24 protein-coding genes are annotated in these 25429 nt (G+C 71.1%); 17 read left to right on the top strand and 7 right to left on the bottom strand.

Annotated features, from left to right (window positions below; translation table 11 throughout):
* Positions 1-10: 10 nt before the first annotated feature.
* On the bottom strand, positions 11-568 hold the full coding sequence (locus D3273_RS05570) for a nucleotidyltransferase family protein (RefSeq protein WP_129224363.1): 558 nt from the start codon (positions 566-568) through the stop codon (positions 11-13).
* 74 nt (positions 569-642) lie between these two features.
* Between D3273_RS05570 and D3273_RS05565 the strand changes: the two genes are divergently transcribed.
* The 5 genes from D3273_RS05565 to D3273_RS05545 all read left to right on the top strand — a co-directional run bounded on the left by D3273_RS05565 (position 643) and on the right by D3273_RS05545 (position 3948).
* Positions 643-1917 carry a 3-phosphoshikimate 1-carboxyvinyltransferase gene (locus tag D3273_RS05565; RefSeq protein ID WP_129224361.1) on the top strand — a complete coding sequence of 425 codons (1275 nt, stop codon included), beginning with the start codon at positions 643-645 and terminating at the stop codon, positions 1915-1917.
* Between the two features lie 90 nt (positions 1918-2007).
* The gene (locus D3273_RS05560; RefSeq protein ID WP_245501011.1) at positions 2008-2580 is read left to right on the top strand and encodes an RNA polymerase sigma factor; all 573 of its coding nucleotides are present in this window, start codon (positions 2008-2010) and stop codon (positions 2578-2580) included.
* A complete protein-coding gene (locus D3273_RS05555; protein WP_129224359.1) occupies positions 2577-2825 on the top strand; it encodes a hypothetical protein in 249 nt (82 codons plus the stop codon). Before D3273_RS05560 ends, D3273_RS05555 begins: the two co-directional genes overlap by 4 nt.
* Positions 2822-3073: a YjiS-like domain-containing protein gene (locus D3273_RS05550; protein WP_129224357.1), complete on the top strand. Its 252-nt coding sequence runs from the start codon at positions 2822-2824 to the stop codon at positions 3071-3073. Before D3273_RS05555 ends, D3273_RS05550 begins: the two co-directional genes overlap by 4 nt.
* Before the next feature lie 29 nt (positions 3074-3102).
* Entirely contained in the window at positions 3103-3948 is an 846-nt protein-coding gene (locus D3273_RS05545; protein ID WP_165359386.1) for a protein-L-isoaspartate O-methyltransferase family protein, read from the top strand.
* 6 nt (positions 3949-3954) lie between these two features.
* On the opposite strand, the gene D3273_RS05540 is transcribed toward D3273_RS05545, so the two are convergent.
* Positions 3955-4704: an SDR family NAD(P)-dependent oxidoreductase gene (locus D3273_RS05540; protein ID WP_129224353.1), complete on the bottom strand. Its 750-nt coding sequence runs from the start codon at positions 4702-4704 to the stop codon at positions 3955-3957.
* 123 nt (positions 4705-4827) lie between these two features.
* On the opposite strand from D3273_RS05540, the gene D3273_RS05535 reads away from it, so the two are divergent.
* On the top strand, positions 4828-5760 hold the full coding sequence (locus D3273_RS05535; RefSeq protein ID WP_129224351.1) for an ion channel: 933 nt from the start codon (positions 4828-4830) through the stop codon (positions 5758-5760).
* Positions 5761-5767: 7 nt separating this feature from the next.
* On the opposite strand, the gene purF is transcribed toward D3273_RS05535, so the two are convergent.
* From purF to D3273_RS05510, 5 genes are all read right to left on the bottom strand, one after another.
* Positions 5768-7213 (bottom strand): amidophosphoribosyltransferase, encoded by a 1446-nt coding sequence (gene purF, locus D3273_RS05530; RefSeq protein WP_245501010.1) that lies wholly within the window; start codon positions 7211-7213, stop codon positions 5768-5770.
* A gap of 151 nt (positions 7214-7364) precedes the next feature.
* Positions 7365-8117, bottom strand: a complete 753-nt coding sequence (locus tag D3273_RS05525; RefSeq protein ID WP_129224332.1) for a CvpA family protein — start codon at positions 8115-8117, stop codon at positions 7365-7367.
* Between the two features lie 134 nt (positions 8118-8251).
* Entirely contained in the window at positions 8252-9760 is a 1509-nt protein-coding gene (gene radA / locus D3273_RS05520) for a DNA repair protein RadA (RefSeq protein WP_129224330.1), read from the bottom strand.
* A gap of 27 nt (positions 9761-9787) precedes the next feature.
* Positions 9788-10963, bottom strand: coding sequence for an alanine racemase (gene alr / locus D3273_RS05515; protein ID WP_129224328.1), 1176 nt, complete (start codon positions 10961-10963; stop codon positions 9788-9790).
* On the bottom strand, positions 10960-12459 hold the full coding sequence (locus tag D3273_RS05510; RefSeq protein WP_129224326.1) for a replicative DNA helicase: 1500 nt from the start codon (positions 12457-12459) through the stop codon (positions 10960-10962). The genes alr and D3273_RS05510 overlap by 4 nt, the downstream gene beginning before the upstream one ends.
* Positions 12460-12780: 321 nt before the next feature.
* Between D3273_RS05510 and D3273_RS05505 the strand changes: the two genes are divergently transcribed.
* The 11 genes from D3273_RS05505 to fabZ all read left to right on the top strand — a co-directional run bounded on the left by D3273_RS05505 (position 12781) and on the right by fabZ (position 25383).
* Positions 12781-13806 carry a 30S ribosomal protein S2 gene (locus D3273_RS05505; RefSeq protein WP_129224324.1) on the top strand — a complete coding sequence of 342 codons (1026 nt, stop codon included), beginning with the start codon at positions 12781-12783 and terminating at the stop codon, positions 13804-13806.
* Positions 13807-14016: 210 nt separating this feature from the next.
* Positions 14017-14940: a translation elongation factor Ts gene (tsf, locus tag D3273_RS05500; RefSeq protein ID WP_129224322.1), complete on the top strand. Its 924-nt coding sequence runs from the start codon at positions 14017-14019 to the stop codon at positions 14938-14940.
* A 221-nt stretch (positions 14941-15161) separates the two neighbouring features.
* Positions 15162-15890, top strand: coding sequence for a UMP kinase (pyrH, locus tag D3273_RS05495; RefSeq protein WP_129224320.1), 729 nt, complete (start codon positions 15162-15164; stop codon positions 15888-15890).
* Positions 15891-16041: 151 nt separating this feature from the next.
* Positions 16042-16602 carry a ribosome recycling factor gene (gene frr / locus D3273_RS05490; RefSeq protein WP_129224318.1) on the top strand — a complete coding sequence of 187 codons (561 nt, stop codon included), beginning with the start codon at positions 16042-16044 and terminating at the stop codon, positions 16600-16602.
* Positions 16603-16660: 58 nt separating this feature from the next.
* Positions 16661-17452 (top strand): isoprenyl transferase, encoded by a 792-nt coding sequence (locus D3273_RS05485; RefSeq protein ID WP_129224601.1) that lies wholly within the window; start codon positions 16661-16663, stop codon positions 17450-17452.
* Positions 17449-18312, top strand: a complete 864-nt coding sequence (locus D3273_RS05480) for a phosphatidate cytidylyltransferase (protein WP_129224317.1) — start codon at positions 17449-17451, stop codon at positions 18310-18312. Before D3273_RS05485 ends, D3273_RS05480 begins: the two co-directional genes overlap by 4 nt.
* Positions 18313-18320: 8 nt before the next feature.
* A complete protein-coding gene (gene dxr, locus D3273_RS05475; protein WP_129224315.1) occupies positions 18321-19541 on the top strand; it encodes a 1-deoxy-D-xylulose-5-phosphate reductoisomerase in 1221 nt (406 codons plus the stop codon).
* A 97-nt stretch (positions 19542-19638) separates the two neighbouring features.
* Positions 19639-20763 carry a M50 family metallopeptidase gene (locus D3273_RS05470; protein WP_129224313.1) on the top strand — a complete coding sequence of 375 codons (1125 nt, stop codon included), beginning with the start codon at positions 19639-19641 and terminating at the stop codon, positions 20761-20763.
* Between the two features lie 308 nt (positions 20764-21071).
* Positions 21072-23543: an outer membrane protein assembly factor BamA gene (bamA, locus tag D3273_RS05465; RefSeq protein WP_129224311.1), complete on the top strand. Its 2472-nt coding sequence runs from the start codon at positions 21072-21074 to the stop codon at positions 23541-23543.
* A gap of 188 nt (positions 23544-23731) precedes the next feature.
* A complete protein-coding gene (lpxD, locus tag D3273_RS05460; RefSeq protein WP_129224309.1) occupies positions 23732-24781 on the top strand; it encodes a UDP-3-O-(3-hydroxymyristoyl)glucosamine N-acyltransferase in 1050 nt (349 codons plus the stop codon).
* Positions 24782-24921: 140 nt separating this feature from the next.
* Positions 24922-25383 carry a 3-hydroxyacyl-ACP dehydratase FabZ gene (gene fabZ / locus D3273_RS05455; RefSeq protein WP_129224307.1) on the top strand — a complete coding sequence of 154 codons (462 nt, stop codon included), beginning with the start codon at positions 24922-24924 and terminating at the stop codon, positions 25381-25383.
* Positions 25384-25429: the final 46 nt, after the last annotated feature.

Here is a 25429-nt window from a genome sequence, read left to right as displayed (position 1 = left end):
CCGGCGCCCCTCATCCGGGGTCGACGAGCGTCAGCCACGGCCAGCGCGCCCGGTAGTCGTCGGCCTTGGCGCGGAACAGCGCCGGGCTCGGGTGGCGCGGGTTGATCCGCAACACGCCGGCGGCGAGGTCGTCGAGGCCGAAGGGCGCGTAGACGCCGCCGGTGGTGACCGCGATGCCGACGGCGGTGCCGGCGACGAGAAAGCGGTCGATCCCGGCGCGGGCGGACCCGAGCGGCGGGCAGGGCACCCCGAACCGCTGTTCGTACCAGAGATGGACGCGCGCCTGGTTGCGGACCTCCAGGGCGAGGCCGAGCGCGGCGCCGAGCGCCGCGGCCCGGCGGATCGCGTCGTCCTCCGCGGCCCAGGACGTGTCGGCGTCCCAGTACAACACGTCGTGATCCCGGATGTCCTGCGCGGGCGAGCGCCCCGCCCGCAGGTTCCACACGGTCTGGAACAGGCAGCCGGCGGCGAGGTGGCACTGCGGCAGCCCGAGGTCGGGCAGGCGGTCCAGCAGCGCCGCCACGTCGGCGTTGCGGCGCACGGCCCGGGCGAACCCGGCCGGCGTCATCCGGCCCGCCTCGCGCTTGCCCCGGAGGGGCACCACTCCCTATCACGCATCGCCATGTCCCCGGAGACCTCCCGATGAGTTTCGACCTGAAGAGCCCCGCCGTCACGGTGGTGCCGCCCGCCACGCCCCTGCGGGGCAGGGTGTCGCCCCCGGGCTCGAAGAGCATCACCAATCGCGCGCTGCTGCTCGCCGGGCTGGCGCGGGGCACGAGCCGGCTGACGGGCGCTCTGAAGAGCGACGACACGCGGCTGATGGCCGAAGCGCTGCGCGCCATGGGGGTGCGGGTCGAGGAACCGGGCGACACCGCATTCGTGGTGACCGGCGACGGCCGGCTGCGCGAGCCCGCCGGCCCGCTGATGCTCGGCAATGCCGGCACGGCGACGCGGTTCCTCACCGCCGCGGTGGCGGCCGTCGACGGCACGGTGGTGGTCGACGGCGACGCCCACATGCGCGTGCGGCCCATCCGGCCGCTCGTCGAAGCCTTGGCGTCGCTCGGGCTCGACGTGCGGGCCCCGAGCGGCTGCCCGCCCGTGACGGTGCGCGGCCGGGGTCGCGTGCCCGCGGGGCGCGTGTCCATCGACGCCGGCCTGTCCTCGCAATACGTGTCCGCCCTCCTCATGATGGCGGCGCTCGGCGAAGGCGACGTCGAAGTGGCGCTCGTCGGCGCGGACATCGGGGCGCGCGGCTACGTCGACCTGACGCTCGGCGCGATGCGGAGCTTCGGCGCCGAGGTGGTGCAGCGGGATGCGGCCACCTGGGCGGTGCGGCCCACCGGATATCGCGCCACGGATTTCCACGTCGAACCCGACGCGTCCGCGGCGACCTACCTGTGGGCCGCCGAGGCGCTGACGGGCGGCGCGATCGACCTCGGCGTCGCCGCGGACGCCTTCACCCAGCCCGATGCCGCCGCCAAGGCGGTCATCGACGCCTTTCCGCACATGCCGGGCGTCATCGACGGGTCGCAGATGCAGGACGCGGTGCCGACCCTGGCGGTGCTGGCGGCCTTCAACGCGACGCCGGTGCGCTTCGTCGGCATCGCCAACCTGCGCGTCAAGGAATGCGACCGCGTGCGCGCGCTGTCGACCGAGCTCGACCGCATCCGCCCGGGCCTCGCCCGGGAGGAGGGCGACGACCTGCTGGTGACCTCCGACCCGGGGCTGGCCGGGCAGGAGCTGCCGACCGCCGTCACCACCTACGCGGACCACCGCATCGCCATGAGCTTCGCGCTGATGGGCCTCAAGCTGCGCGGCATCACGGTGCTCGATCCCGGCTGCGTGGCGAAGACCTACCCGGGCTACTGGGATGCGCTGGCCTCGCTCGGGGTCGAGCTGAGGGCCGGCCCGGGCTGAGCGGGCCGTCAGGGGAAATTTCGCGCGGGATGTCCGCACTCCCGCGCCGCGGGCGCATGGACCGGTAGGACCCTGCTCACCGGTGGCGCCATGCCGCAAAGATCCCGAGAACGACGATGTCCGCCCGCCGCGTCCGACCCCGCCCGCGAGGTCGCCGCCCTCGTCGATGCCGACCTGCTGCGGCTCGGCGCTCTGGCGCGCCTCCGCGCGCGGGGCCTGCCCGGCCTGGAGGGTGCCGACCTCCTGAACGAGGCCGTGTTGCGGCTGCTCGACGGGTCGCGGCCCCGGCCGCCCGGCGTGCCGCTGGTGGCGGTGCTCGCCATGACGATGCGGGGCGTCGCCCACGACCATTGGCGGAAGCTGCGGCGGGAGCGTCCCGTGCTGGTCCCCGCACGCGACGCCGCCGCCGCCGCGCTGCATGCGGATCCGTCGCCCGGCGTCGATCCCGAGCGCGCCACGGCGGCCGCCCAGGCGCTGGCCGACATCGACCGGCTGTTCGCCCGCGACGTCGTGGCGTTGCAGGTGATCGCGGGCATGGGCGACGGGCTCGCCCCCGCCGAGATCCGCCGCCGTTACGGCCTGAGCGCGACGGCCTACGACACGGCCCGCAGGCGCATGCGGCGGGCTCTGCTCCGCCGGGACGGCGACGGAGGCACGCCATGAAGGGGCACGAACAGATCGGGCGACAGGAGAGGCTCGTCGATGCGCTCGCCGACGACCTCCTGGGCGCCACCGACGAGGACATCCTCGCGAGCCATGCGCCGGGCGCCGCCCGCGTCGTCGCCGGATCCCTGCGTCAGGCGCTCCGGCGAGCCTTCGGCGAAGCCGCGGAACCGGACGAAGGCGCACCGGACGCGCCTCGCGGCGGTCCCCTCCGACGAGACCGCGACGACGAGGAGCGGCGATGACGGTCGTCGATCATACCCGACCCGTTCCGGCCGACGCCGCCGGGCCGTTCCCGCCGCGAAAGACGTCGGACGGGCGGTCGTTTCCCTTCAGGGCGGCGTGGGCGGGGGTGTCCCGCCTGCGGACGGCCATCGCACTCCGGTTCCGAACCGGTCGGAACCCCGACGCGGGCCGGCTCACCGACCGCCAGTTGGCCGATATCGGCCTCACCCGTTTCGATATCCCCGGCCACCGGGACTGGCGACGATGACCGGGCGGTTCAGAGAAAGGGATGACGGGATGACGATCGATGACCTCGCCGTGGTGCGCCGCGCCTATGCGAAGCAGGTCCTCGCCGCCGCGGCGGTCGCCGATGCTTCCTTGATGCGGGCCCTCGCCGAAACGGAGCGCGAGCGGTTCCTCGGCCCCGGGCCTTGGAAGCTCATGCGGTTCGGTGGCAACTACGTCGAGACGCCCGACGCCGACCCAGTCTACCTCTACACCGACGACCTCGTCGCCATCGACGCGGCGCGCGGGCTCAACAACGGCCAGCCCTCCTTCCTGTCGAAGCTGATCCATGCCGCCCGAATCCGGCCGGGCGACCACGTCGTCCACGTCGGGACGGGGACCGGCTATTACACCGCACTGATGCGGTGCCTCGCCGGCCCGCACGGGTGCGTCACCGGCATCGAGGTCGATCCGGGGCTCGCCGCGCGGGCCGCCGACAACCTCGCCGGCTATCCCGGCGCGACGGTGCTGGCCGGCGACGGTGGAGATACCGACTTCGCGCCCGCCGACGTCGTCTTCGTCAATGCCGGGGCGGTGCGGCCGGCCCCCGCGTGGCTCGACCGCCTGAAGGACGGCGGCCGCCTCGTCCTGCCGCTCACTGTCCACGGGGGTGACACGGGCACGCGGGGCGCGGTGTTCCTCGTCACCCGCCGCGGCGGCGCTTTCGAAGCGCGCCACGTTTCGCCGACCCGGATCTTCCCCTGCATCGGCGGGCGCGAGCCCGACGGCGAGGCGCGCCTCGCCGATGCCTTCGCGCGAGGCGGCGGCATGGACGTCACCGCCCTCCACCGGCGCGCGCCGAAGCGCGGCGACAGGTTGTGGCTCGACGGCGGCGACTGGTGCCTGACGACGGGGTGAGGCCGATCAGGCCGGACCCTGGAAGCTCATCAACCGGTCCGTCGGGAAGTCGTAGAGCTTGCCCGAATCGCGGAACTCGGGCGAGCACAGGGCCACGATCGCGGGCGCCAGGTCCTCCGGCGTCTTCAACGTCTCGGGGTCCTCGCCCGGCATGGCGGCGGCGCGCATGCGGGTGCGCAGGGGGCCGGGGTTCACCACCGTGACGACGACGTTCGAGGTCGTGGCGGTTTCCGCCGCATAGGTGCGCGCCAGGGCGTCCAGCGCCGCCTTGGTGACGGCATAGGGGCCCCAGTAGGGGCGCATCTCGGCGCGGTGCCCGGCGGCCGAGGACACGAAGGCGACCCGGCCGGCGTCCGACGCACGGAGCAGCGGATCGAGCGAGCGCACGAGGCGGTAGTTGGCGGTGAGGTTCACCGCCACCACGTTGTCCCACTGCTTGGGGTCGACATGGCCGATCGGCGTGATGGGCCCGAGCACGCCGGCGTTGGCGACCAGGATGTCGAGATGACCCCAGCGGTCGTGCAGGGCCGCGCCGAGCCGGTCCAGCGCCTCGGAGTCCTTCAGGTCGCAGGGCACCAGCGTGGCGTCGCCTCCGACGCGCCGGATCTCGTCGTCGAGGTCTTCCAGGGCGCCCTGGGTGCGGGCCAGGGCCACCACGTGGGCGCCCGCGCGGGCCAGTTCGAGCGCGACCGCGCGCCCGATGCCGCGCGACGCGCCCGTGACAAGGGCCAGCCGACCCTCCATGGCATTGGACATGTGCAGGACTCGACGGTGAGCGCCGCGGGCGACGCGCCGCGCGGCGAGGGATAGCCTGTGCTAGCCGGAACGGCTACCGGCAGGCAAGCCGCGCCGGCGCGCGGGCAGATCGGGGGCGCGACGATGAACGGGGAACCAGCGCGACGGCCGCCGAGGACGGCCGGCAGCGGGCGGGCCGGCCCGCGGCGGCTCCGCCGCGTCATCATCGGCCGGCAGCAGGTCCTGACCACGGGCTTGAAGCCGAGCTTCTGGAACGACGTCTACCATGTCGCCATGACGGCGCGCCTTCCCGCCTTCGTGGCCGGTCTGCTCACCGCCTACCTGGCCATCAACGCCGCGTTCGCGACGCTCTACCGGCTGAGCCCGAACGCCATCGCCAACAGCGCGGGCGATTTCGAGAACCTGTTCTACTTCAGCGCCGAAACGCTGACGACGGTGGGCTACGGCGAGATGTTCCCGCAGACCCGCTACGGCCACGTCCTCGTCAGCGCCGAGGTGTTCACCGGGCTGTTCTTCACCGCCACCATGCTGGGGCTGATCTTCGCCCGCATGTCCCGCCCGCGGGCCCGGCTGCTGTTCGCCCGCGCCCTCGTGGTCGGCCCCCACGAGGGCGAGCGCACGCTGGCGATCAGGGTGGCGAACGCGCGGCTCAACATCCTGTCCTCCGCCACGGCACGGCTGTGGGTGCTGCTGCAGCAGACGACGCGGGAAGGCAGCCGCTTCCGGCGCTACGTCGAGCTGCCGGTGCTCAGGTCGGAAAACCCCAACTTCGCCCTGAGCTGGACCATCCTGCACCGCTGCGACGAAGCCAGCCCGATCCACGGGCGCTCGACGGCGGACCTCGTCGCCGAGGAGGCCATGTTCATGGTCGTGATCACGGGCGTCGACGAGTCGTCCGGCCAGACCGTCCAGGCCCGGGAATATTACGCCGCGACGGACATACGCTGGGACCATCGCTATGCCGACATCCTGTCGACCCGCCCGGACGGGTCGACGGTGCTCGACTATGCCCGGTTCCACGAGGTCGAGCCGCTCGCCGGGGCGGGCAGCCCGTGACCCGTGCTCAGCTCGCTTCGGCGAGCAGCGCCCATTGCTTCGGGGTCGATTCCGCCAGCACGTCCGTCAGGCGCGTCGGGTAGTCGCCCGTGAAGCAGTGGTCGGTGAACTGCGGGCGCACGGGATCGCGCTTGGGCAGGTCCATCGATCGGTAGATGCCGTCCACCGACAGGAAGGCCAGCGAATCGGCGCCCATGAAGGCTCGCATGCCTTCGAGGTCCATCTGGGCGGCCAGCAGCTTCTCGCGCTCGGGCGTGTCGATCCCGTAATAATCCGGGTGGGTGATCGGCGGGCAGGCGATGCGGAAATGGACCTCGGCGGCGCCGGCGTCGCGCATCATCTGGACGATCTTCAGCGAGGTCGTGCCGCGCACCACCGAATCGTCGATGAGCACGACGCGTTTGCCCTCGATCACGCCGCGGTTGGCGCTGTGCTTCATGCGGACGCCGATCTCGCGCATGCCCTGGCTCGGCTGGATGAAGGTTCGGCCGACGTAGTGGTTGCGGATGATGCCGAGCTCGAAGGGGATGCCCGACGCCTGCGAATAGCCGAGCGCCGCCGGCACGCCGCTGTCCGGCACCGGGACGACGACGTCGGCCTGTGCCGGGCTTTCGGCCGCGAGTTCGGCGCCCATGCGCTTGCGCACATCGTAGACCGAGCGGCCGTTCACGATCGAATCGGGCCGGGCGAAGTAGATGTATTCGAAGATGCAGGGCCGGGCCGGCTGCGGCGGGAAGGGCTTCAGGCTTTCGATGCCGCTTTCCGAGATCACCACGACCTCGCCGTTCTCGATGTCGCGCACGAAGCGGGCGCCGATGATGTCGAGCGCGCAGGTTTCGGAGGCGAGGATGTACTGGCCGTTCAACTCGCCCAGCACCAGCGGGCGGATGCCGAGCGGGTCGCGCGCGCCGACGAGCTTCTTGTTCGTCAGCGCCACGAGGGCGTAGGCGCCCTCGATCTGGCGCAGGGCCTCGATGAAACGGTCGACGAAGCGGGGCTTGCGGGACCGCGCCACGAGATGGAGGATCACCTCCGTGTCCGAGGTCGATTGGCAGATGGCGCCGTCGCGCACGAGCTGCCGGCGCAGCGTGAGGCCGTTGGTGAAGTTGCCGTTGTGGGCCACCGCGAAGCCGCCGCCGTCGAGCTCGGCGAAGAGCGGCTGCACGTTGCGCAGCACCGTTTCGCCCGTGGTGGCGTAGCGGACATGGCCGATAGCGGCCGAGCCGGCGAGGCGCTTGATCACCCGCTCCGAGGAGAAGTGGTCGCCCACGAGGCCGTGGCGCCGCTCGGAATTGAAGGTCCGCCCGTCGAAGGCGACGATGCCGGCCGCTTCCTGGCCCCGGTGCTGCAGGGCATGCAGGCCCAGCGCCGTGACGGCCGCGGCATCCGGGTTGCCGAAAATGCCGAACACGCCGCACTTTTCCCGGAGGGATTCGGTTTCGAGATCGCTCAACGGTCCATCCTCAAGCCGGAAGGCCCGGTCCACCGTGGTGAAGCCGGGCTCGGGGGGAAGCGGGCCCGCTCTTCGACATCGGCCCGCAGTCGATATGGATCCGACCTGAGAAGTTTTTAAGGCGGGTTCCGCCGACTCCGTCGAATCGATGTCACGGTTTTTTCTTTGCCGCCTTGGTTTGCGCCGAACCGTTCAGGATCGCGTCCAAGCCCTGCTTGTCCGTGGTCATGGGGGCGGCCGCCGCGGTCGTCTTCGGCGTCGCGGCCGACGGCGTCACGGCGGGCGGTGTCGCTTCGGTGCGGCGGGTGGCGCTCGGCGGCACCGGGGCAGGGGCCTTGTCGGTGTTGCCGGCCGGCGCATCCGTGTCGGCCGGGGCTTCGTCGCCCGTCGCCCCCTTGTCGCGCTTGAAGCGCTTCATCAGCGCGTCGGCGTCGTCCGGCAGGAGCGACACGATCTGGTTGCCGCTGGCGACCAGCAGCGGCTTCGCCTTGGCGTTCAGCACCCAATCGGGCTGCGATTTCGCCGGCACGAGCCAGTTGAAGAACAGGAAGGCGACGACGCCGAGCAGGAACCCGCGCGCCGCGCCGAACGCGAAGCCGAGCGTGCGGTCGAGCGCTCCGATGCGGCTGTCGAGGATGGCGTCCGACAGCTTCACGGTGACGATGGAGACCAGCACCAGCGTGGTGAAGAACACGATCGCGATCGCGGCGATCATGCGCACCGTGTCCTTGGCGATGTAATGCTCGAGGTAGGGCATCACCCGCGGGTAGAGCAGGTAGGCGGCGACCGCCGCGGCGCCCCAGGACGCGATCGCCAGCACTTCGCGGGCGAAGCCCCGCACCATGGACAGGAGCGCGGAGATCACGACGATGCCGAGCAACGCCAGATCGAGATAGGACGGCATGGCTCTGCCCTCGTGCCTGTTGGTCGTGGGATGGGTGCGGGGCGGCGATGCCGGTCGCGCCTTATAGCGAAGCGGCCCCGTTGCGTCACCCGCCTCGACTCGCCAAAGGCGAAGCGCCCGCCCGCGCACCGCGGTCAGAAGGGCGCGCCCTCGACCTCGCCGTCGTAGTCCGTGTCGCGCGGCGCGCGCGCCGGCCCGCGCCGCGCGTCGGTCACCCGCTTCGGCCCGTCGCCGCGGCGCTCCTCCGGTTCGGCCCGGCGCTGCGCCACGCGGCCGCCGGGCAGGGCGGCGATGCGGGCCACGACGTCGGCGATGTGGTCGGTGCGCTCCACCCGGAGCCCGGCCGATTCGTCGCCGCTGCCGGGCGGCGCCACCGCGGCGTCGAAGCCGAGCTTGGCCGCCTCCTTCATGCGCGCCCCGCCGTGGACCACCGGCCGGATCGAGCCCGACAGGCCGATCTCGCCGAAGAACACCGCGTCCACGGGGAGGATCTTGCCCGTGATCGACGACACCAGCGCGGCCGCGGCGGCGAGGTCGGCGGCGGGCTCGACGATCCTCATGCCGCCGGCGACGTTCAGGTACACGTCGTATTGGCCGAGCCGGACGCCCGCGTGGGTTTCCAGCACCGCGATCACCATGGCGAGCCGGTTCTGGTCCCAGCCCACGACGGCGCGGCGCGGCGTGCCGAGCGCCGTCGGCGACACCAGCGCCTGGACCTCGACGAGCAGCGGCCGCGTGCCCTCCATGCCGGCGAAGACGGAGGTGCCGGCCGCGCTGGCGTCTCGCCCGGACAGGAAGAAGGCCGACGGGTTCCCCACCTCGCTGAGGCCCTTGCCGGTCATCTCGAAGACGCCGATCTCGTCCGTCGGCCCGAAGCGGTTCTTGATGGCGCGCAGGATGCGGAAGTGGTGGCCGGCGTCGCCGTCGAAGGACATCACGGCGTCGACCATGTGCTCGACCACGCGGGGGCCGGCGATCTGCCCGTCCTTGGTGACGTGGCCGACCAGGATCACGCAGGCGTCGTGGTTCTTGGCGTAGCGGATCAGCGCCTGGGCGGCGCCGCGCACCTGGCTGACGGTGCCGGGCGCGGCGTCGATGGTTTCGGTCCACATGGTCTGGATCGAATCGATCACCACGAGGTCGAAACGCTCGGCGCCGAGCGTGCCGGCGATGTCCTCGACGTTGGTGGCGGCGGCGAGCCGCACCGGGGCGCCCGACAGCCCGAGCCGCTCGGCGCGCATCCGCACCTGCGCGGTCGCCTCCTCGCCCGAGATGTAGGCGACCCGCCCGCCCGCGTCGGCGAGCTTGGCGCAGGCCTGGATCAGCAGCGTCGACTTGCCGATCCCGGGCTCGCCGCCGAGCAGGATGACGGATCCGGGCACGAGGCCGCCGCCCGTGACGCGGTCGAGTTCCGCGATGCCGATCGGCGTGCGCGGCGGTTCCTGGCCGGTGGCGGCGAGGCTTTGGAAGGCGATCTGCCGGCCCTTGGGGGGCGGCTTGCGGGCCGTGCCGGCGCCGATGCCGGTGGCGGCCTGCTCCTCCTGGATGGAGTTCCACGCCCCGCAGGCGTCGCACTTCCCCTGCCAGCGGTTGGTGACCGCGCCGCAGCTTTGGCACACGAAGTTGCTTCGGGATTTGCTCATGTGGCGACCGGACCCGTCACGGGCGCGTCAGGCCGTTCCCGTTCCGTTTCCGATATAGTCCCTCCGGTGGCGTCGCCCAAGGTTGACCAGGATCTCGTAGCCGATCGTGCCGCAGCGCGCCGCGAGCGCGTCCACGTCCCCGTGGGGTCCGAGCCATTCCACGCTGTCGCCCGCCGCGAGCGCGCCCGCTGGCAGGTGGGTGACGTCGGCGATCGACAGGTCCATCGAGATGCGGCCGACGAGCGGGCAGGCGGTCCCGTCCACGAAGACCTCCGCACCCCGGCCGTCGATGCCGCTGCCGCCGATCGGCACGCCGTCGGCGTAGCCGAGCGCGATCGTGGCGAGGCGCGACGGCCGATCCGCCGTCCAGCGGCCGTTGTAGCCCGCCGTGGCGCCGGCCGGCACCGAGCGGAGCTGCAGCACGCGGGCCCGGAGCGTCGCCACCGGCAGCATGGGATTGGGCCGGCCCGGCGTCGGATTGCCGCCATAAAGGGCGAAGCCCGGCCGCACGAGGTCGTGGAAGGGCCGCGCCGGCAGGAAGATGCCCGACGAGTTGGCCAGCGACGCCGGATAGGCCCTCAGCGCCCGCTCGCGCGCGTGGTCGAAGGCGGCGATCTGCCGGGCGTTGATCGGGTCAGCGGCGTCCTCGGCGGACACGAGGTGGCTCATCACCAGCGTGATCCCAGCCGACCCGAGCTCCGCCTGGGACAGGAACCGCGCGTCCTCGACCGGGAAGCCGAGGCGGTTCATGCCCGTGTCGACGTGCAGCGCCGCGTCGGGCAGGCGCCCGCCCCCGGCCGCCGCGCGCGCCTCGCTCCACGCCCGCAGTTCCTCCGCCGAGCCCAGCACGGCGTCGAGCCCGTGGGCCCGGTAGCTGTCGAAGCCCGCCGCATCGGGATGGAAGCCGTTCAGCACGAAGATGCGGGCGCCGAGCCCCGCCGCGCCGAGCGCCGCCCGGGCGCGCCGGCCTTCCGACGCGTGGGCGACGAAGAAGGTGAGGCAGCCGGCCCGCGCCAGCGCCGGCACCGCCGCCTCGATGCCGATGCCGTAGGCGTCGGCCTTGACGGCCGCGCCGCATTCGGCCGGCGCCGCGCGGGCCGCGAGGTGCCGCCAGTTGGCGACGAGGGCGTCGAGGTCGACGGTGAGGACCGCCTGCGCGTCGCGCTCGTCGTCCGCGCGGTCGGAGAAGGCCGACCCGCTCACATCTGCTCCGGCAGGTGGTCGGCCTGGATGAGGTCGGAGAAGCGCGTCACCGACGCCTCGAAGTGCAGCGGCACCGTTCCGGTCGGCCCGTGGCGCTGCTTGCCGACGATCACCTCGGCCTTCGCGTGAGCGCTCTCCATCTGCGACTGCCATTGGACGTGTTCTTCGGTGCCGACCTTCGGCTCCTTCATCTGCAGGTAGTATTCCTCGCGGTACACAAACATCACCACGTCGGCGTCCTGCTCGATCGAGCCCGATTCGCGAAGGTCGGACAGCTGCGGCCGCTTGTCTTCGCGGTTCTCGACCTGGCGCGACAGCTGCGACAGCGCGATCACCGGCACGGCCAGCTCCTTCGCCAGCGCCTTCAGGCCCGTGGTGATCTCCGTCAGCTCCTGCACGCGGTTGGCCTGCCCGCCCGACTTCGATCCCGACAGGAGCTGGAGGTAGTCGATGACCAGGAGGTCGAGCCCGCGCTGGCGCTTCAGGCGGCGGGCGCGGGCGGTGAGCTGGGCGATGGAGATGCCGCCCGTCTGGTCGATGTAGAAGGGGCAGTGCTGCATCTGCCGCGCCGCCTCGGTCACCTTGTGGAAGTCCTCGTCCGTCACGTCGCCGCGGCGGATCTTGTAGGACGGGACCTCGGACTGTTCGGCGATGATGCGGGTGGCGAGCTGTTCGGCCGACATTTCGAGCGAGAAGAACCCGACGATGCCGCCGTTCACCGTTTCCAGCGTGCCGTCGGGGCGCTGTTCCGAGCGGTACGCCTTGGCGATGTTGAAGGCGATGTTGGTGGCGAGCGACGTTTTGCCCATGGCGGGGCGGCCGGCCAGCACGATGAGGTCGGACTTCTGCAGCCCGCCCAGGGACTTGTCGAGGTCGACCATGCCGGTCGAGATGCCGGACAGCTTGCCGTCCCGCTCGTAGGCCTTGGCGGCCACGTCGATGGCGGTGGTGAGCGCCATGGAGAAGGTTTGGAAGCCGCCTTCGGCCCGGCCCGATTCGGCGACGGCGTAGAGCTGGCGCTCGGCCGCCTCGATCTGTTCGCGCGGCGAATGGTCGACCGGCGCGTCGAAGGCCACGTTGACGATCTCCTCGCCGATCGTGATCAGGTTCCGCCGCACCGACAGGTCGTAGATCATGCGGCCGTAGTCGGCGGCATTGATGATCGTCGTCGCTTCGGCGGCGAGGCGCGCGAGATAATGCGGCACCGTGATGCCGCCGAGGTCGTGGTCGCCCAGAAAGGTCTTCAGCGTGATGGGCGTCGCGATCTTGCCGCTCTTCACCAGCGAGGACGTCACCTCGAAGATGCGGCGGTGGATCTCCTCGGCGAAATGTTCGGGCCGCAGGAAGTCCGACACGCGGTCGTAGGCGTCGTTGTTGACCAGGATGGCGCCGAGCAGGGCCTGCTCGGCTTCCACGTTGTGGGGCGGCATGCGGAACTCGGCGGGCTCCGGCGTCAGCACGGCGGCCCAGCGCGCGATGGTCTCGACATTGCTCATGGGCCGCCCCTGTCCCGCATCCCCGCCGGCCGCCGTTTCCGGCGTCCGGACCGTTCCCGCTTTACAGTTAATGGGATGGAGCGCCGGTTAACAGCGTTCCGCCTTTTCCGCGCGGATCCGCCCCGGCCTTGTCACAGCCCTGTCGCAAGGCCACTTGCCCCGGCGGATCGCGGCGCCTATAAGCCGCGCCACCCCACACGCGGACTGAAGCGGACCTGTTCAAGGCCCGCACCGGTGACCGACGAGGCCCGTGCGATCCCCAGGATCGCCGAGGCCGCGCCGGTCGATTGTCCGCGGAGGTTCAACCGGAGAAGATCCATCATGGCACTGCCCGACTATTCCATGCGCTCGCTGCTCGAAGCCGGCGCGCATTTCGGCCACCAGTCGCACCGCTGGAACCCGAAGATGGCCCCCTTCATCTTCGGCGCCCGCAACAACATCCACATCATCGATCTTGCGCAAACGGTGCCGCTGATGCACCGCGCCCTCCAGGCGGTGTCCGACACCGTGGCGGGCGGCGGCCGCGTGCTGTTCGTCGGCACCAAGCGCCAGGCGGCGGACCCGATCGCCGACGCGGCGACCCGTTCGGCCCAGTACTTCATCAACTCCCGCTGGCTCGGCGGCATGCTGACCAACTGGAAGACCATCTCGGCCTCGATCCAGCGCCTGCGCAAGGTCGACGAGACCCTGAACGGCGGGGCCGTCGGCCTCACCAAGAAGGAGCGGCTTATGATGAGCCGCGAGCGCGAGAAGCTCGAGAAGGCGCTCGGCGGCATCAAGGACATGGGCGGCGTGCCCGACCTGATCTTCGTGATCGACACCAACAAGGAGCAGCTGGCCATCAAGGAGGCCAAGCGCCTCGGCATCCCGGTGGCGGCCATCGTCGACACGAACTGCGACCCGGACGGGATCACCTATCCGATCCCGGGCAACGACGACGCGTCCCGCGCCATCCTGCTGTATTGCGACCTCGTGGCCCGCGCCGCCATCGACGGCATCTCGCGCTCGCAGGGCTCGCTGGGCGTCGACCTCGGCGAGATCGAGCAGCCGGCCGAGGAGGAGGCTCTCGAGGCCGCGCCGACCGCCCCGCTCGAGGCCGAGGCTCCCGCCGAAGCCTTCGAGCTGCTGTCCGCCCCCCGCGGCGCGCCCGACGACATGTCCAAGCTGAACGGCGGCTCCCCGCAGCTGGCCCAGAAGCTGAACGACGCCGGCATCTTCCACTTCTGGCAGCTCGCCGCCATGACGCCGGAAGACGCCGCCACGATCGACCGCGACCTGAAGCTGAACGGCCGCCTCGACCGCGAAGGCTGGATCATCCAGGCCCGCGAGCTCGTCGCCGGCGCCTGATCGGCGCATCCCGACACGTCCTCCGGCCGCGCCCTCGGGGCGGCGGCCGGCGGCGATGCGCGGTGCGGGCTTCGGGCCTCGTCCGCGCAGGCCTCCACTGAACGGCCGTTTCGTGCCACGGATCGCCCCAAAGGCGGTCCCTGTCATGAAGCGGTCGTTTCCTTGGGTGCCCTCATCCGCCGCACGACTCGAACTTCGAAAGGTGAACGCATGGCCACGATTTCGGCCGCGATGGTGAAGGATCTTCGCGAGAAGACCGGCGCCGGCATGATGGACTGCAAGAACGCCCTCAACGAGACGTCGGGCGACGTCGAAGCCGCCGTGGACTGGCTGCGCAAGAAGGGCATCACCAAGGCGGCCAAGAAGTCCGGCCGGGTCGCCGCCGAGGGCCTCGTCGCCGTCCTGGTCGAGGGCACCAGGGGCGTGGTCGTCGAGGTGAACTCCGAGACAGACTTCGTGGCCCGCAACGCCGACTTCCAGGCGCTCGCCCGCGACGTCGCGGCCGTGGCGCTGAAGAATGGCGGCGACGTCGACGCCATCCTGGCCGACGCGGCCCCGAAGGGCGGCACCGTGCAGGAAGCGATCTCCAACGCCATCGCGACCATCGGCGAGAACATGACGCTGCGCCGCGTGGCGACCCTCGCCGTCGGGCAGGGCGTGATCGGCCAGTACGTGCATGGCTCGGCCGGCGATGGCCTGGGCAAGATCGGCGTGATCGTCGCGCTGGAATCCACCGGCAAGGCCGAGGAGCTCCAGGCGCTCGGGCGCCAGATCGCCATGCATGTCGCGGCGACGAGCCCGCTGGGCCTCGATTCGTCGTCGATCGACCCCGCCGTGGTCGAGCGCGAGAAGGCCGTGCTGGCCGACAAGAACGCCGGCAAGCCGGCCCACATCCTCGAGAAGATCGTCGACAGCGGCCTGAAGTCCTACTTCAAGGAGGTCAGCCTCCTCGACCAGAGCTACATCCACGACGGTTCGAAGACGGTCGCCCAGGCCGTCAAGGAAGCCGAGAAGACCGTCGGCGCCCCCGTGGCTCTGAAGGGCTTCGCCCGCTTCGCGCTGGGCGAGGGCATCGAGAAGCCCGAAGAGCCGGACTTCGCCGCCGAGGTGGCGTCGATGTCGGGCAACGCTTGACGGGCCTCGCCGGCGGAGCGGCGCGGACGGTTTGACGAGAGGGAAGGGCGGCCCCGGTGCCGCCCTTCGCATGTCGGCGGGCGCGGCGACCGCGACCGCAAATTCGACACGAAACCGGCGCGGTGGTCGGGCCCGTCCAGGACGGCCCGGTCGACAGGTCTGGCGGCAACGGTGCCGCCCGCCCCGGCGCTCGGTCCAGCCCAGCTTGGAAGGAAGAGCCGATGAACGCGGACCACGGCGCGGGAATGTTCAGGCGGGTCGTCGTCAAGCTGTCGGGCGAGGCCCTGACCGGGGGCGACACTCACGGGCTCAACGCCGGCACCGTCCAGCGCATCGCGGCCGATCTGGTGGCGGCGTCCGACAGCGGCACCGAGATCGCCGTGGTGGTGGGCGGCGGCAACTTCTTCCGCGGCATCCAGGGCGCCACCAAGGGCATCGAGCGGGCCCGCGCCGATTCGATCGGCATGCTCGCGACCGTGATGAACGCGCTGGCCATCGAGGCCGCCATCGAGGCCGAGGGCTATCCCGCCCGCGCCCTGTCGGCCGTGCCCATGCCCTCAGTATGCCAGCCCTATTCGCGCCAGGCCGCGCTGCACCACCTCGGCAAGGGCCGCATCTGCGTGCTGGCCGGCGGCACCGGCAACCCGTTCTTCACCACCGACACCGGCGCGGTGCTGCGGGCCGCGGAACTGTCCTGCGACGCCGTGATGAAGGCCACCCAGGTGGACGGCGTGTATTCGGCCGACCCCAAGCGGGATCCGAGCGCCACGCGCTTCGCCCAGCTGACCCACGACGAGGCGATCACCAAGAACCTCGCCGTGATGGACACCGCGGCCTTCGCCCTGGCGCGCGAGAACCGCATCCCCATCATCGTCTTCTCCATCGCGGTGGAGGGGGCGATCCGCGCCGCGCTGGAAGGCAGCGGCACCTTCACGCTCGTGACGCCGTGACGCGCCGGGCTTGACGGGACGGGGCCGCAAACTTCGCGCGGTCGTGGCGATTGAACGTGCGCGGGAATCGCCGTGCATGTTAAGGGAGGGCGCTTCGTCGCCCGGGGCGCGCCCCGGGGCGCGACGCTGATTCAAGAACGGACTTGTCATCGTGAGCGCAGATTTCGACGTCGCCGACCTGAAACGCCGCATGCAGAGCGCGATCCAGTCTCTGAAGCACGAGTTGGCCGGCCTGCGCACGGGGCGCGCCAGCGCGGCCCTGGTCGAGCCGGTGATGGTCCACGCCTACGGGCAAACGATGCCGCTCAACCAAGTCGCCAGCATCACGGTGCCGGAGCCCCGCGCCCTCGCCGTGCAGGTGTGGGACAAGGGCATGGTCAGCGCCGTCGAGAAGGCCATCCGCGACGCCAACCTCGGCCTCAGCCCGACCGTCGAGGGCCAGCTCCTGCGCATCCGCATCCCGGAGCTCAACGAGCAGCGCCGCAAGGAGATGGTGAAATACGCCCATAAATACGGCGAGGAAGGCAAGGTCGCGGTGCGCCACGTCCGCCGCGACGGCATCGACCGCCTGAAGAAGCTCCTGAAGGACCGGACGATCTCCGAGGACGACGAGAAGCGCCTGTCCGCCGAGGTGCAGAAGGTCACCGACGCTCACGTCAACGAGGTCGACGCGACCGTCGAGGCCAAGGAAAAAGAGATCATGCAGGTCTAGGCTCGCGACGATGGGCCTGATGGACGGCGGCCGGATGCTGCGGACAGCCAAGATGCAGATGATTGAGGGTGACGACGGCCGAAGGGGACCCGGAGCCCGGGTGGCGGAGCCCCGTCCCATCCCGGCCCACGTCGGCATCATCATGGACGGCAACGGCCGCTGGGCCGCGGCCCGCGGCCTGCCGCGCCTCGAAGGCCATCGCCGTGGCGTCGACGCCCTTCGCGCCGCCGTGAAGTCCGCGTCCGACCTCGGCGTGCGCTACCTCACCGTGTACAGCTTCTCGTCCGAGAACTGGACGCGCCCCATCGAGGAGGTGACCGACCTGATGGGGCTGCTCAAGCGCTTCATCCGGAAGGACCTGGCCGACCTGCACCGCAACGGAGTGCGGGTGCGCATCATCGGCGAGCGCGTGCGCCTGATGCCGGATATCCGGGCGCTGCTCGACGAGGCGGAGATCCTCACCGCCGCGAACGACGGGCTGGTGCTCGTGGTCGCCTTCAACTACGGCAGCCGCCAGGAGATCGCCGGGGCCATGCGGCGCATCGCCGAAGGCGTGGCCTCGGGGGCCATCGATCCCGCCACCATCGGCCCCGACACCGTGTCGACCCATCTCGACACGGCCGGGATCCCCGATCCCGACCTCATCATCCGCACCTCGGGCGAGCAGCGCCTGTCGAACTTCCTGATGTGGCAGGCCGCCTACGCGGAATTCGTGTTCCTGCCCTGCCATTGGCCGGACTTCGACCGCACCGCCATGGAAGCCGCGCTCGAAGCCTACACGGCGCGGGACCGCCGCTTCGGCGGCATCCGCCCCGCCGAGCTCGAACGCAAGGTCAAGACCGCCCTATGACGAATGCGGGCCCCGGGCGCGACCGGACGGCGCCACTGCCGGCGCGGATCGGGGGGCGGGTCGAACTCCTTCCGCGCGTCCTGTCGGCCGTCGTGCTGGCCGCGGTCGCCCTGGCGCTCGCCTGGGCGGGAGGGCCGGCCTTCGACCTGTTCTGGTTCGCCGCCGCGCTTGCGGTGCTGTGGGAATGGCACGGCCTCGTCGCCGCGCCGCGCCGCGGACCCCTGACCCTGCTCGGCGGGGCGGCCCTGGCGGTCGCGGCCGCGCTGGCTGCGCGCGGCGATCCCGGCCGCGCCGTCCTGGCGCTGCTGCTCGGCTCCGCCGTGACGCTGCTGCTGGCGCGCGGCGCGCGGCGCGGCTTGGCCGCCCTGGGCCCGCTCTACGCCGGCGTGCTCGCCGTCGCGACGCCCGTCCTGCGCCATTCCGCCCTCGACGGGGCCGCGATCGTGTTCTGGCTCTTCGCCGTCGTGTGGGGCACCGACACGCTGGCCTTCTTCGGCGGCCGGGCCCTGCGCGGCCCCAAGCTCGCACCCCGCCTGTCGCCGTCGAAGACCTGGTCGGGGTTCGTCGTCGGCGTCGGCTCCGGCGCGCTGCTCGGATTGGCCGTGGCGCCGCGCCCCGTCGAGGCGACCCTGGTGTTCGCCGCCGGCCTCGTCGGCGGCGCGCTGGCCCAGGCGGGCGACCTCTTCGAATCGTCCTTGAAACGCCGGTGCGGCGCGAAGGACGCGGGATCGCTGATCCCGGGCCACGGCGGCGTCATGGACCGCCTCGACGGTTTCATCGCGGCTTCCGCCCTGGCGGCGGCCGTCGGCCTTTGGCGCTTCGGGCCCGACGGGGTCGGGGCGGGGCTGCTGCAATGGTGAGGACGAGCATGACTTCGGGCCGCGACGCGCCGCAACACCCTCACGCCGGCACGATACCGGACGATGCCGCCCCCAAGACGCTGGTGATCCTCGGCGCCACGGGCTCGATCGGCCGCTCGACGGCGCAGATCCTCGCCCTCCATCCCCGCGCCTTCACGGTCGCGGCCGTCGCGGGGGGGCGCGACGCCGCCGCCCTGGCGAAGACCGCGATCGCCCTCGGGGCGCAGTTCGCCGCGCTGGCGGATCCGTCCGGCTACGCCGCGCTGAAGGCGGCCCTGTCGGGCACCGGCATCGCCTGCGCGGCCGGGCCCGAGGCCGTGGAGGAGGCGGCGCGCCGCCCCTGCGATCTCGTGGTCGGCGCCATCGCCGGCACGGCCGGCATGCGCCCGACGTTCTCGGCCATCCGGGCGGGGCGCACCATCGCGCTTGCCAACAAGGAAACGCTGGTCTGCGCGGGCGCCGCCGTGATGGCGGCGGCCGAGCGCCACGGGGCGAAGCTCCTGCCGCTCGACAGCGAGCACAACGCCATCTTCCAGGCGCTGGGCGACGCCGACTGGTCGACGATCGAGCGCATGACCCTGACCGCCTCGGGGGGCCCGTTCCGCGACTGGTCGGCGGAGCGCATCGCGTCCGCGACGCTCGACCAGGCCCTGGCCCACCCCAACTGGGCCATGGGGCCCAAGGTGACGATCGACTCGGCCGGCCTCATCAACAAGGGGCTGGAGGTCATCGAAGCGCACCACCTCTTCGGCGTGCCGGCCGAGAAGCTCGACGTCGTGGTGCATCCGCAGTCGGTTGTGCACGGCCTCGTGTCCTTCGCCGACGGCTCGGTGACGGCCGGGATGGCGCTGCCCGACATGCGCGTGCCGATCGCCCACTGCCTGACCTATCCCCGCCGGATCGAGAGCGGCGCCCGCAAGCTCGACCTCGCGGCCGTGGGCACCCTGACCTTCGAGGCGCCCGATCTCGCCCGCTTCCCGGGACTCGGTGTGGCGCTCGCTGCGTTGAAGACGGGCGGAGGCCTCCCGACCGTCTTCAACGCCGCCAACGAGGTGGCGGTGGAAGCCTTCGTGGCGCGCCGCATCGGCTTCTCCGACATCGTGCGCATCGTGGAAGCCACCTGCGAGGCGGCGGTCGCCGAAGGCCTCGCCCCGACGCCGACCGACGTCGACGAGGCGCTCGCCGTTGACCATGTCGCGAGAGAAAGGGCTGCTGCTCTCTTACATTGAAGCCTTCGAAATGAGACAGTAACGCTCTGGTAACCATTCCGGCCGGTCGCGACCGCCCCCGCGGCGCATCGGCGGAATGGGGTGCAGGGAGTCATCGATGTCGTTTTTCGGGCCCGTGTCCTCGGTCCTCTACACGATCGTACCCTTCGTCTTCGTGATGACGGTCGTGGTGTTCTTTCACGAGATGGGCCACTTCCTGGTCGGGCGCTGGTGCGGCGTGAAGGTGGATGCCTTCTCGATCGGTTTCGGGCCCGAACTTTTCGCCCGGGTGGACCGGCACGGCACGCGGTGGCGCCTGGCCGCGATACCGCTCGGCGGCTACGTCAAGTTCCACGGCGACATCAACCCGGCCAGCACCGGCGAGGCCACCTCGGCCATGTCGGACGCCGAGCGCGCCACCACGTTCGGGGCGCAGCCCGTGTGGGAGCGCGCCGCCGTGGTGGCGGCCGGGCCGCTCGCCAACTTCCTCCTGGCCCTCGTCATCATGACGGGCATCTTCTACGTCGAGGGCCGCTCGATCCTGCTGCCGCGCGTCGCCTCGGTGGTGGCCGACAGCGCCGCCGCCAGGGCGGGCTTCGCCGCGGGCGACGTCGTCGCCTCCATCGACGGTCGCCCGGTCGCCAGCTTCGTCGACATGCAGAAGATCGTCAGCGCGTCGAGCGGCGTGCCGCTCGCCTTCGAGGTCGAGCGCGGCGGCCGTCCCATCGCCCTGACGGCGACCCCCGATCGCCGCGACGTGAAGGGGCCGGTCGGAACGTCGTCCATCGGCGTCCTCGGCGTCGCCGCCTCGACGGATCCCGCCGACGTCCGCAACGAGCGCATGAGCCTCGGCGCGGCCGTGTCGGAGGCGGCCGGGGATACCTGGTTCGTGATCGACCGGACGGCGAGCTACGTGGGCGGCCTCGTGCTGGGCCGGGAGAAGCCCGACCAGCTGTCGGGGCCCATCGGGGTCGCCGGCGTGGCCGGGCAGGTGGCGCGGATCGGGATCGGCCCGCTGTTCAACCTCATCGCCATCCTGTCGGTCTCCATCGGCCTCATCAACCTCGTGCCGGTGCCGCTGCTCGACGGCGGCCATCTCCTGTACTTCGCCTTCGAAGCCCTGCGCGGCCGGCCGATGAGCCTCGGCGCCCAGGAGTTCGGCTTCAAGGTCGGCCTGGCCCTCGTGGCCATGCTGATGATCTTCGCGACCTACAACGACATCGCCCACATCACCCGCGGTTGATGCGGTACGGCCGCCGGGCCGCCGCCTTTCCGCCTCAACGTTTCACGGGCGCCCGGCCTCCGGGCGCCCGTCGCACGAGAGGCGGGGCTCCGTCGCCGTGTCGCCCTTGCAACGTTTTTCGATAAAGCGGGGAAGGGGTTCCGAGCCGCGGTTCTCCGCGCGCCGTAAACCTTGTAGAAGCGAAATTCCCGGAAAAGGGGACGCTGGAGCCTGTTCGCAGACTCGGGTACTGACCAAAAGACGCCCTTCCGGGGGTGAGTCGGACGGGACGGCGTCGCCGCCCACGGCTGTGCAGGGATCGATCGCCGATGCGTTTTCTTCGAGGCTTTCTGACCAGGTTGGCCTTCGCCCTCTGCTTGGCGGCCTGCGTATTTGGCCCCAACTCCTTCGCTCAAGCCGCCGTTCCCGCGTCCAGCATCGCCGTCGAGGGGAACCACCGCGTCGACTCCGACACGATCCGCACCTATTTCCAGGGCACCGACGAGGGCAAGGTCAACGACGCCGTCCGGGCGCTCTACGCGACCGGGCTGTTCTCGGACGTGCGCGTCAGCCGTGACGGCGGCCGCATCATCGTCCACGTGGCCGAGAACGGCGTGATCAACCGCGTCGCCTTCGAGGGCAACAAGAAGGTCAAGTCCGAGCAGCTCGAGACCGAGATCTCGTCGAAGACCCGTGGCCCCTACTCGGCCTCCCTCGTGGCCGCCGACGTGCAGCGCATCCAGGAAATCTACCGCCGCTCCGGCAACGGCAATGCCAAGGTGACGAGCCGCACCGTCGACCTGCCCAACGGCCGCCTCGACGTCGTCTTCACCATCGACGAGGGCTCGAAGACCGGCGTCAAGTCGGTCGAGTTCGCCGGCAACCACGCTTATTCGTCGCGCAAGCTGCGCGGCATCATGACCACGACCGAGATGAACCTCATCTCGTTCCTCAAAACGACCGACGTCTACGATCCCGAGAAGATCTCCTCGGACGAGGACCTGATCCGCCGCTTCTACCTCAAGAACGGCTATGCGGACTTCCGCGTCGTCGGGACGGACGTGAAGTTCGACGCCGAGGACGGCGGCTACAACATCCTCATCACGGTCGAGGAGGGTGCCCAGTACACCGTCGCGGCGGTGAGGGTCGATTCCCAGATCCCCGGCGTGTCGAACGACTCGCTGCTGCCCTTCCTGAAGCTCGGCACCGGCGACACCTACGACGGCGACGCGGTGCAGAAGTCGGTCGAAGCGCTCACCCGCGAGGTCGCGCGCCGCGGCTTCGCCTTCGCCGAGGTGAAGCCCCGCGGCGACCGCGACAACGCCAACCACACCGTGTCGATCGGCTTCAACATCGACGAAGGTCCGCGCGTCTACATCGAGCGCATCAACGTGCGCGGCAACACCCGCACCCGCGACTACGTGATCCGCCGCGAGTTCGACATCGGCGAAGGCGACCCCTACAACAAGGTGCTGATCGACAAGGCGGAACGCCGCCTGAACAGCCTGGGCTTCTTCAAGAAGGTCAAGATCACCAACGAGCCGGGTTCTTCGCCGGACCGCGTCGTCGTCGACGTCAACGTGGAGGACCAGCCCACCGGTTCGTTCGGCGTGTCCGGTGGCTATTCCACCTCGGACGGCTTCATCGCCGAGCTGTCGGTCTCGGAGTCCAACTTCCTCGGGCGCGGCCAGTTCGTGAAGGTCGCCATCCAGGAGGGCCAGAACGCCCGCGGCATCGATTTCTCCTTCACCGAACCCTACATCCTCGACACCCGCATCGCCGCCGGCTTCGACATCTTCGCCAAGCAGAACGACAACACGGCCTACACGGATTACCGCACCTTCGTGACAGGCGGCACGCTCCGTCTCGGCGTGCCGGTGACGGACGAGTTCTCGATCTCGCCGCATTATTCGATCTACAACACCCGCATCAACATCCCCGACACGACCAGCTATCCCTACAACGATTGCAGCTTCCCGGTGAACGGCGTCACCCCCGGCGTGGGCGTGCTCGGCGGCACCCCGCCGACGCTGGACAACAACTGCCTCACCAACGGTGAAGCGTCGCTCGCCATCAAGCAGGCGCAGGGCTCGACCCTGACCTCGCTCGCCGGCTTCACGCTCGACTACACGACGCTGGACAACCGCAAGGATCCCACCCAGGGCCTGTTCATCGAGCTCCGCAACGACGTCGCGGGCCTGGGCGGCGATTCCCAGTTCGTCCGCACCTCGGGCGACCTGCGCTACTATCACGGGATCATCGACGACGTGGTCGGCATCCTGCATCTGCAGGGCGGCCAGATCACCGGCTTCGGCAGCGAAAGCCAGCTCCGCATCGCCGACGAGTTCCAGCTCGGCCCGACGCTCGTCCGCGGCTTCGCGCCGTCCGGCATCGGCCCGCGCGACATCTCGAACCTCGCGGCCTACAAGTACAACCCGCTGGGCGGCTCCACCTACTTCGGCGCCTCGCTCGAAACCCAGTTCGCCATCCCCTACCTGCCGCGGGACCTCGGCCTGCGCGGCGCGGTGTTCGCCGACGCCGGCACCCTGTTCGGCTACGAGGGCAAGACGAACTTCACCCCGGGCGGCGGCGCTTGCGTCCAGGGCGGCGTGGCCCCGAGCTACACCCAGGGCACCTGCGTCCAGGTGCGGGACTCCTCGGCGATCCGCTCCGCCGTGGGCGCCTCGATCCTGTGGGCCTCGCCCCTCGGGCCGCTGCGCTTCGACTACGCCTACGCGACGACCAAGGACAAATACGACGTGACGCAGGCGTTCCGCTTCTCGGGCGGCACCTCCTTCTGATCCGACGTCCCGTCGCCGACAGGACACTGCGGGCCTCGTGCCCGCAGTTTTCGTTTGCGGACCCGGCTCGGGCGGCGACGCGCGCGCGCCGGGTCCGTGAACAGCCGCGCGTGTTTGCCCTGGCGTAATCCATCCGGGGCATGACATACGCCAGGGCCGCACAGACCGCGGCCGAGCCGCAGGATGCCATGAGTTCTCCCGTGTTCTTCCGTCCCGCGGCGGCCCCCACCCTGGCCGAGGTGGTCCTGTGGACGGGCGCCACCGCGCCCGAGGGCGCCGACCTCGCCGTCGTGATCACGGGCGTGGCGCCGCTCGACCTCGCCGGCCCCGGCCAGCTCACCTTCCTCGACAATCCCCGCTACGCTGCCGCCTTGGCGGAAACCCGCGCGGCCGCCTGCCTGGTGCCGGCGCGCCACGCCGACGCCGTGCCGGCCGGCACCGTGGCGCTCGTGGCCCGGGAGCCCTATCGCGCCGTCGCGGCCGTCGCGGGCCGCATCTACCCGGACGCGCTGCGGCCGGGCTCGCTCTTCGGCACCGTCGGCGTGTCGCCGAGCTCCACGGTGCATCCCGAGGCGCGGCTCGAGGCCGGCGTCACGGTGGATCCGGGGGCCGTGATCGGACCCCGCGCCGAGATCGGCTCCGGCACGGTGATCGGCCCCCATGCCGTCATCGGCCCGGATGTCCGCATCGGGCGCAACTGTTCCGTCGGGTCCAACGCCACGGTGGTGCACGCCCTCGTGGGCGACCGCGTTATCCTCCATGCCGGGGTCCGCATCGGCCAGGACGGCTTCGGCTTCGCCATGGGGCCCGGCGGGCACCTCAAGGTGCCGCAGATCGGCAGGGTGGTGCTGCAGGACGACGTGGAGGTCGGCGCCAACACGGCGATCGACCGCGGTTCCAACCGCGACACGGTGGTGGGCGAGGGCACCAAGATCGACAACCTCGTGCAGATCGGCCACAACGTGTCGATCGGGCGCCATTGCGTCATCGTCTCGCAGACGGGCATCTCGGGGTCGACGACGCTCGGCGACTACGTCGTCACCGCCGGCCAGGCGGGCCTCGCCGGCCACCTGACGATCGGCACGGGCGCCCAGGTGGGCGCCAAGTCCGGCGTGATGAACGACATCCCGGCGGGACAGCGCTGGTTCGGCATCCCGGCCCAGGCGGCGCGCGACGAGTTCCGACTCCAGGCGACGCTGCGCCGCCTCGCGCGGCGCGCCGGGCCTGCCGCCGACTGAGCGGGCCGCGCGTCGCTCGGGCGGCGGCGGCACCCGCGCGGACGGGCCCGTGCGACGTGCAGGCTTGGCCTCGCCGGGCAGGTGTGCGACATCGCCCGGGGGAGCCGCGCGGCTCGCGTGAACAGGACCGGGGACGGCGGATGGATGAAACGGCGCGGACGGGGCTCGACTCCGTCGACATCCTGAAACTGTTGGAATACCTGCCGCACCGCTACCCGTTCCTGCTGGTCGACCGCATCGACGCGATGGACGGCGACGAGTCCTGCGTCGGCATCAAGAACGTCACCTTCAACGAGCCGCAGTTCCAGGGCCATTTTCCCGGCCGTCCGGTGATGCCCGGCGTGCTGCTCATCGAGGGCATGGCCCAGACGGCGGGCGCGCTCTGCGTCCATGCGCAGAAGCTCGACAAGCCGCGGCTCGTGTATTTCATGACGATCGACAAGGCCAAGTTCAGGAAGCCCGTCGTGCCGGGCGACCGGGTCGAGTTCCACCTGCGCAAGCTGAACCGCCGCCGCAACATGTGGTGGTACAAGGGCGAGGCCAAGGTCGACGGCGTCCTGGTGTGCGAGGCCGAGCTCAGCGCCATGCTGGTGATGGAGTGACGGGCCGCCCGTCCGACAGGTCCGGGGAACCGCTGCGCCGGGGAGA

It is taken from the genome of Lichenibacterium minor (assembly GCF_004137685.1).
In the GTDB taxonomy this organism is placed as follows: domain Bacteria; phylum Pseudomonadota; class Alphaproteobacteria; order Rhizobiales; family Beijerinckiaceae; genus Lichenihabitans; species Lichenihabitans minor.
This window is presented reverse-complemented; position numbering and strand designations above follow the sequence as displayed.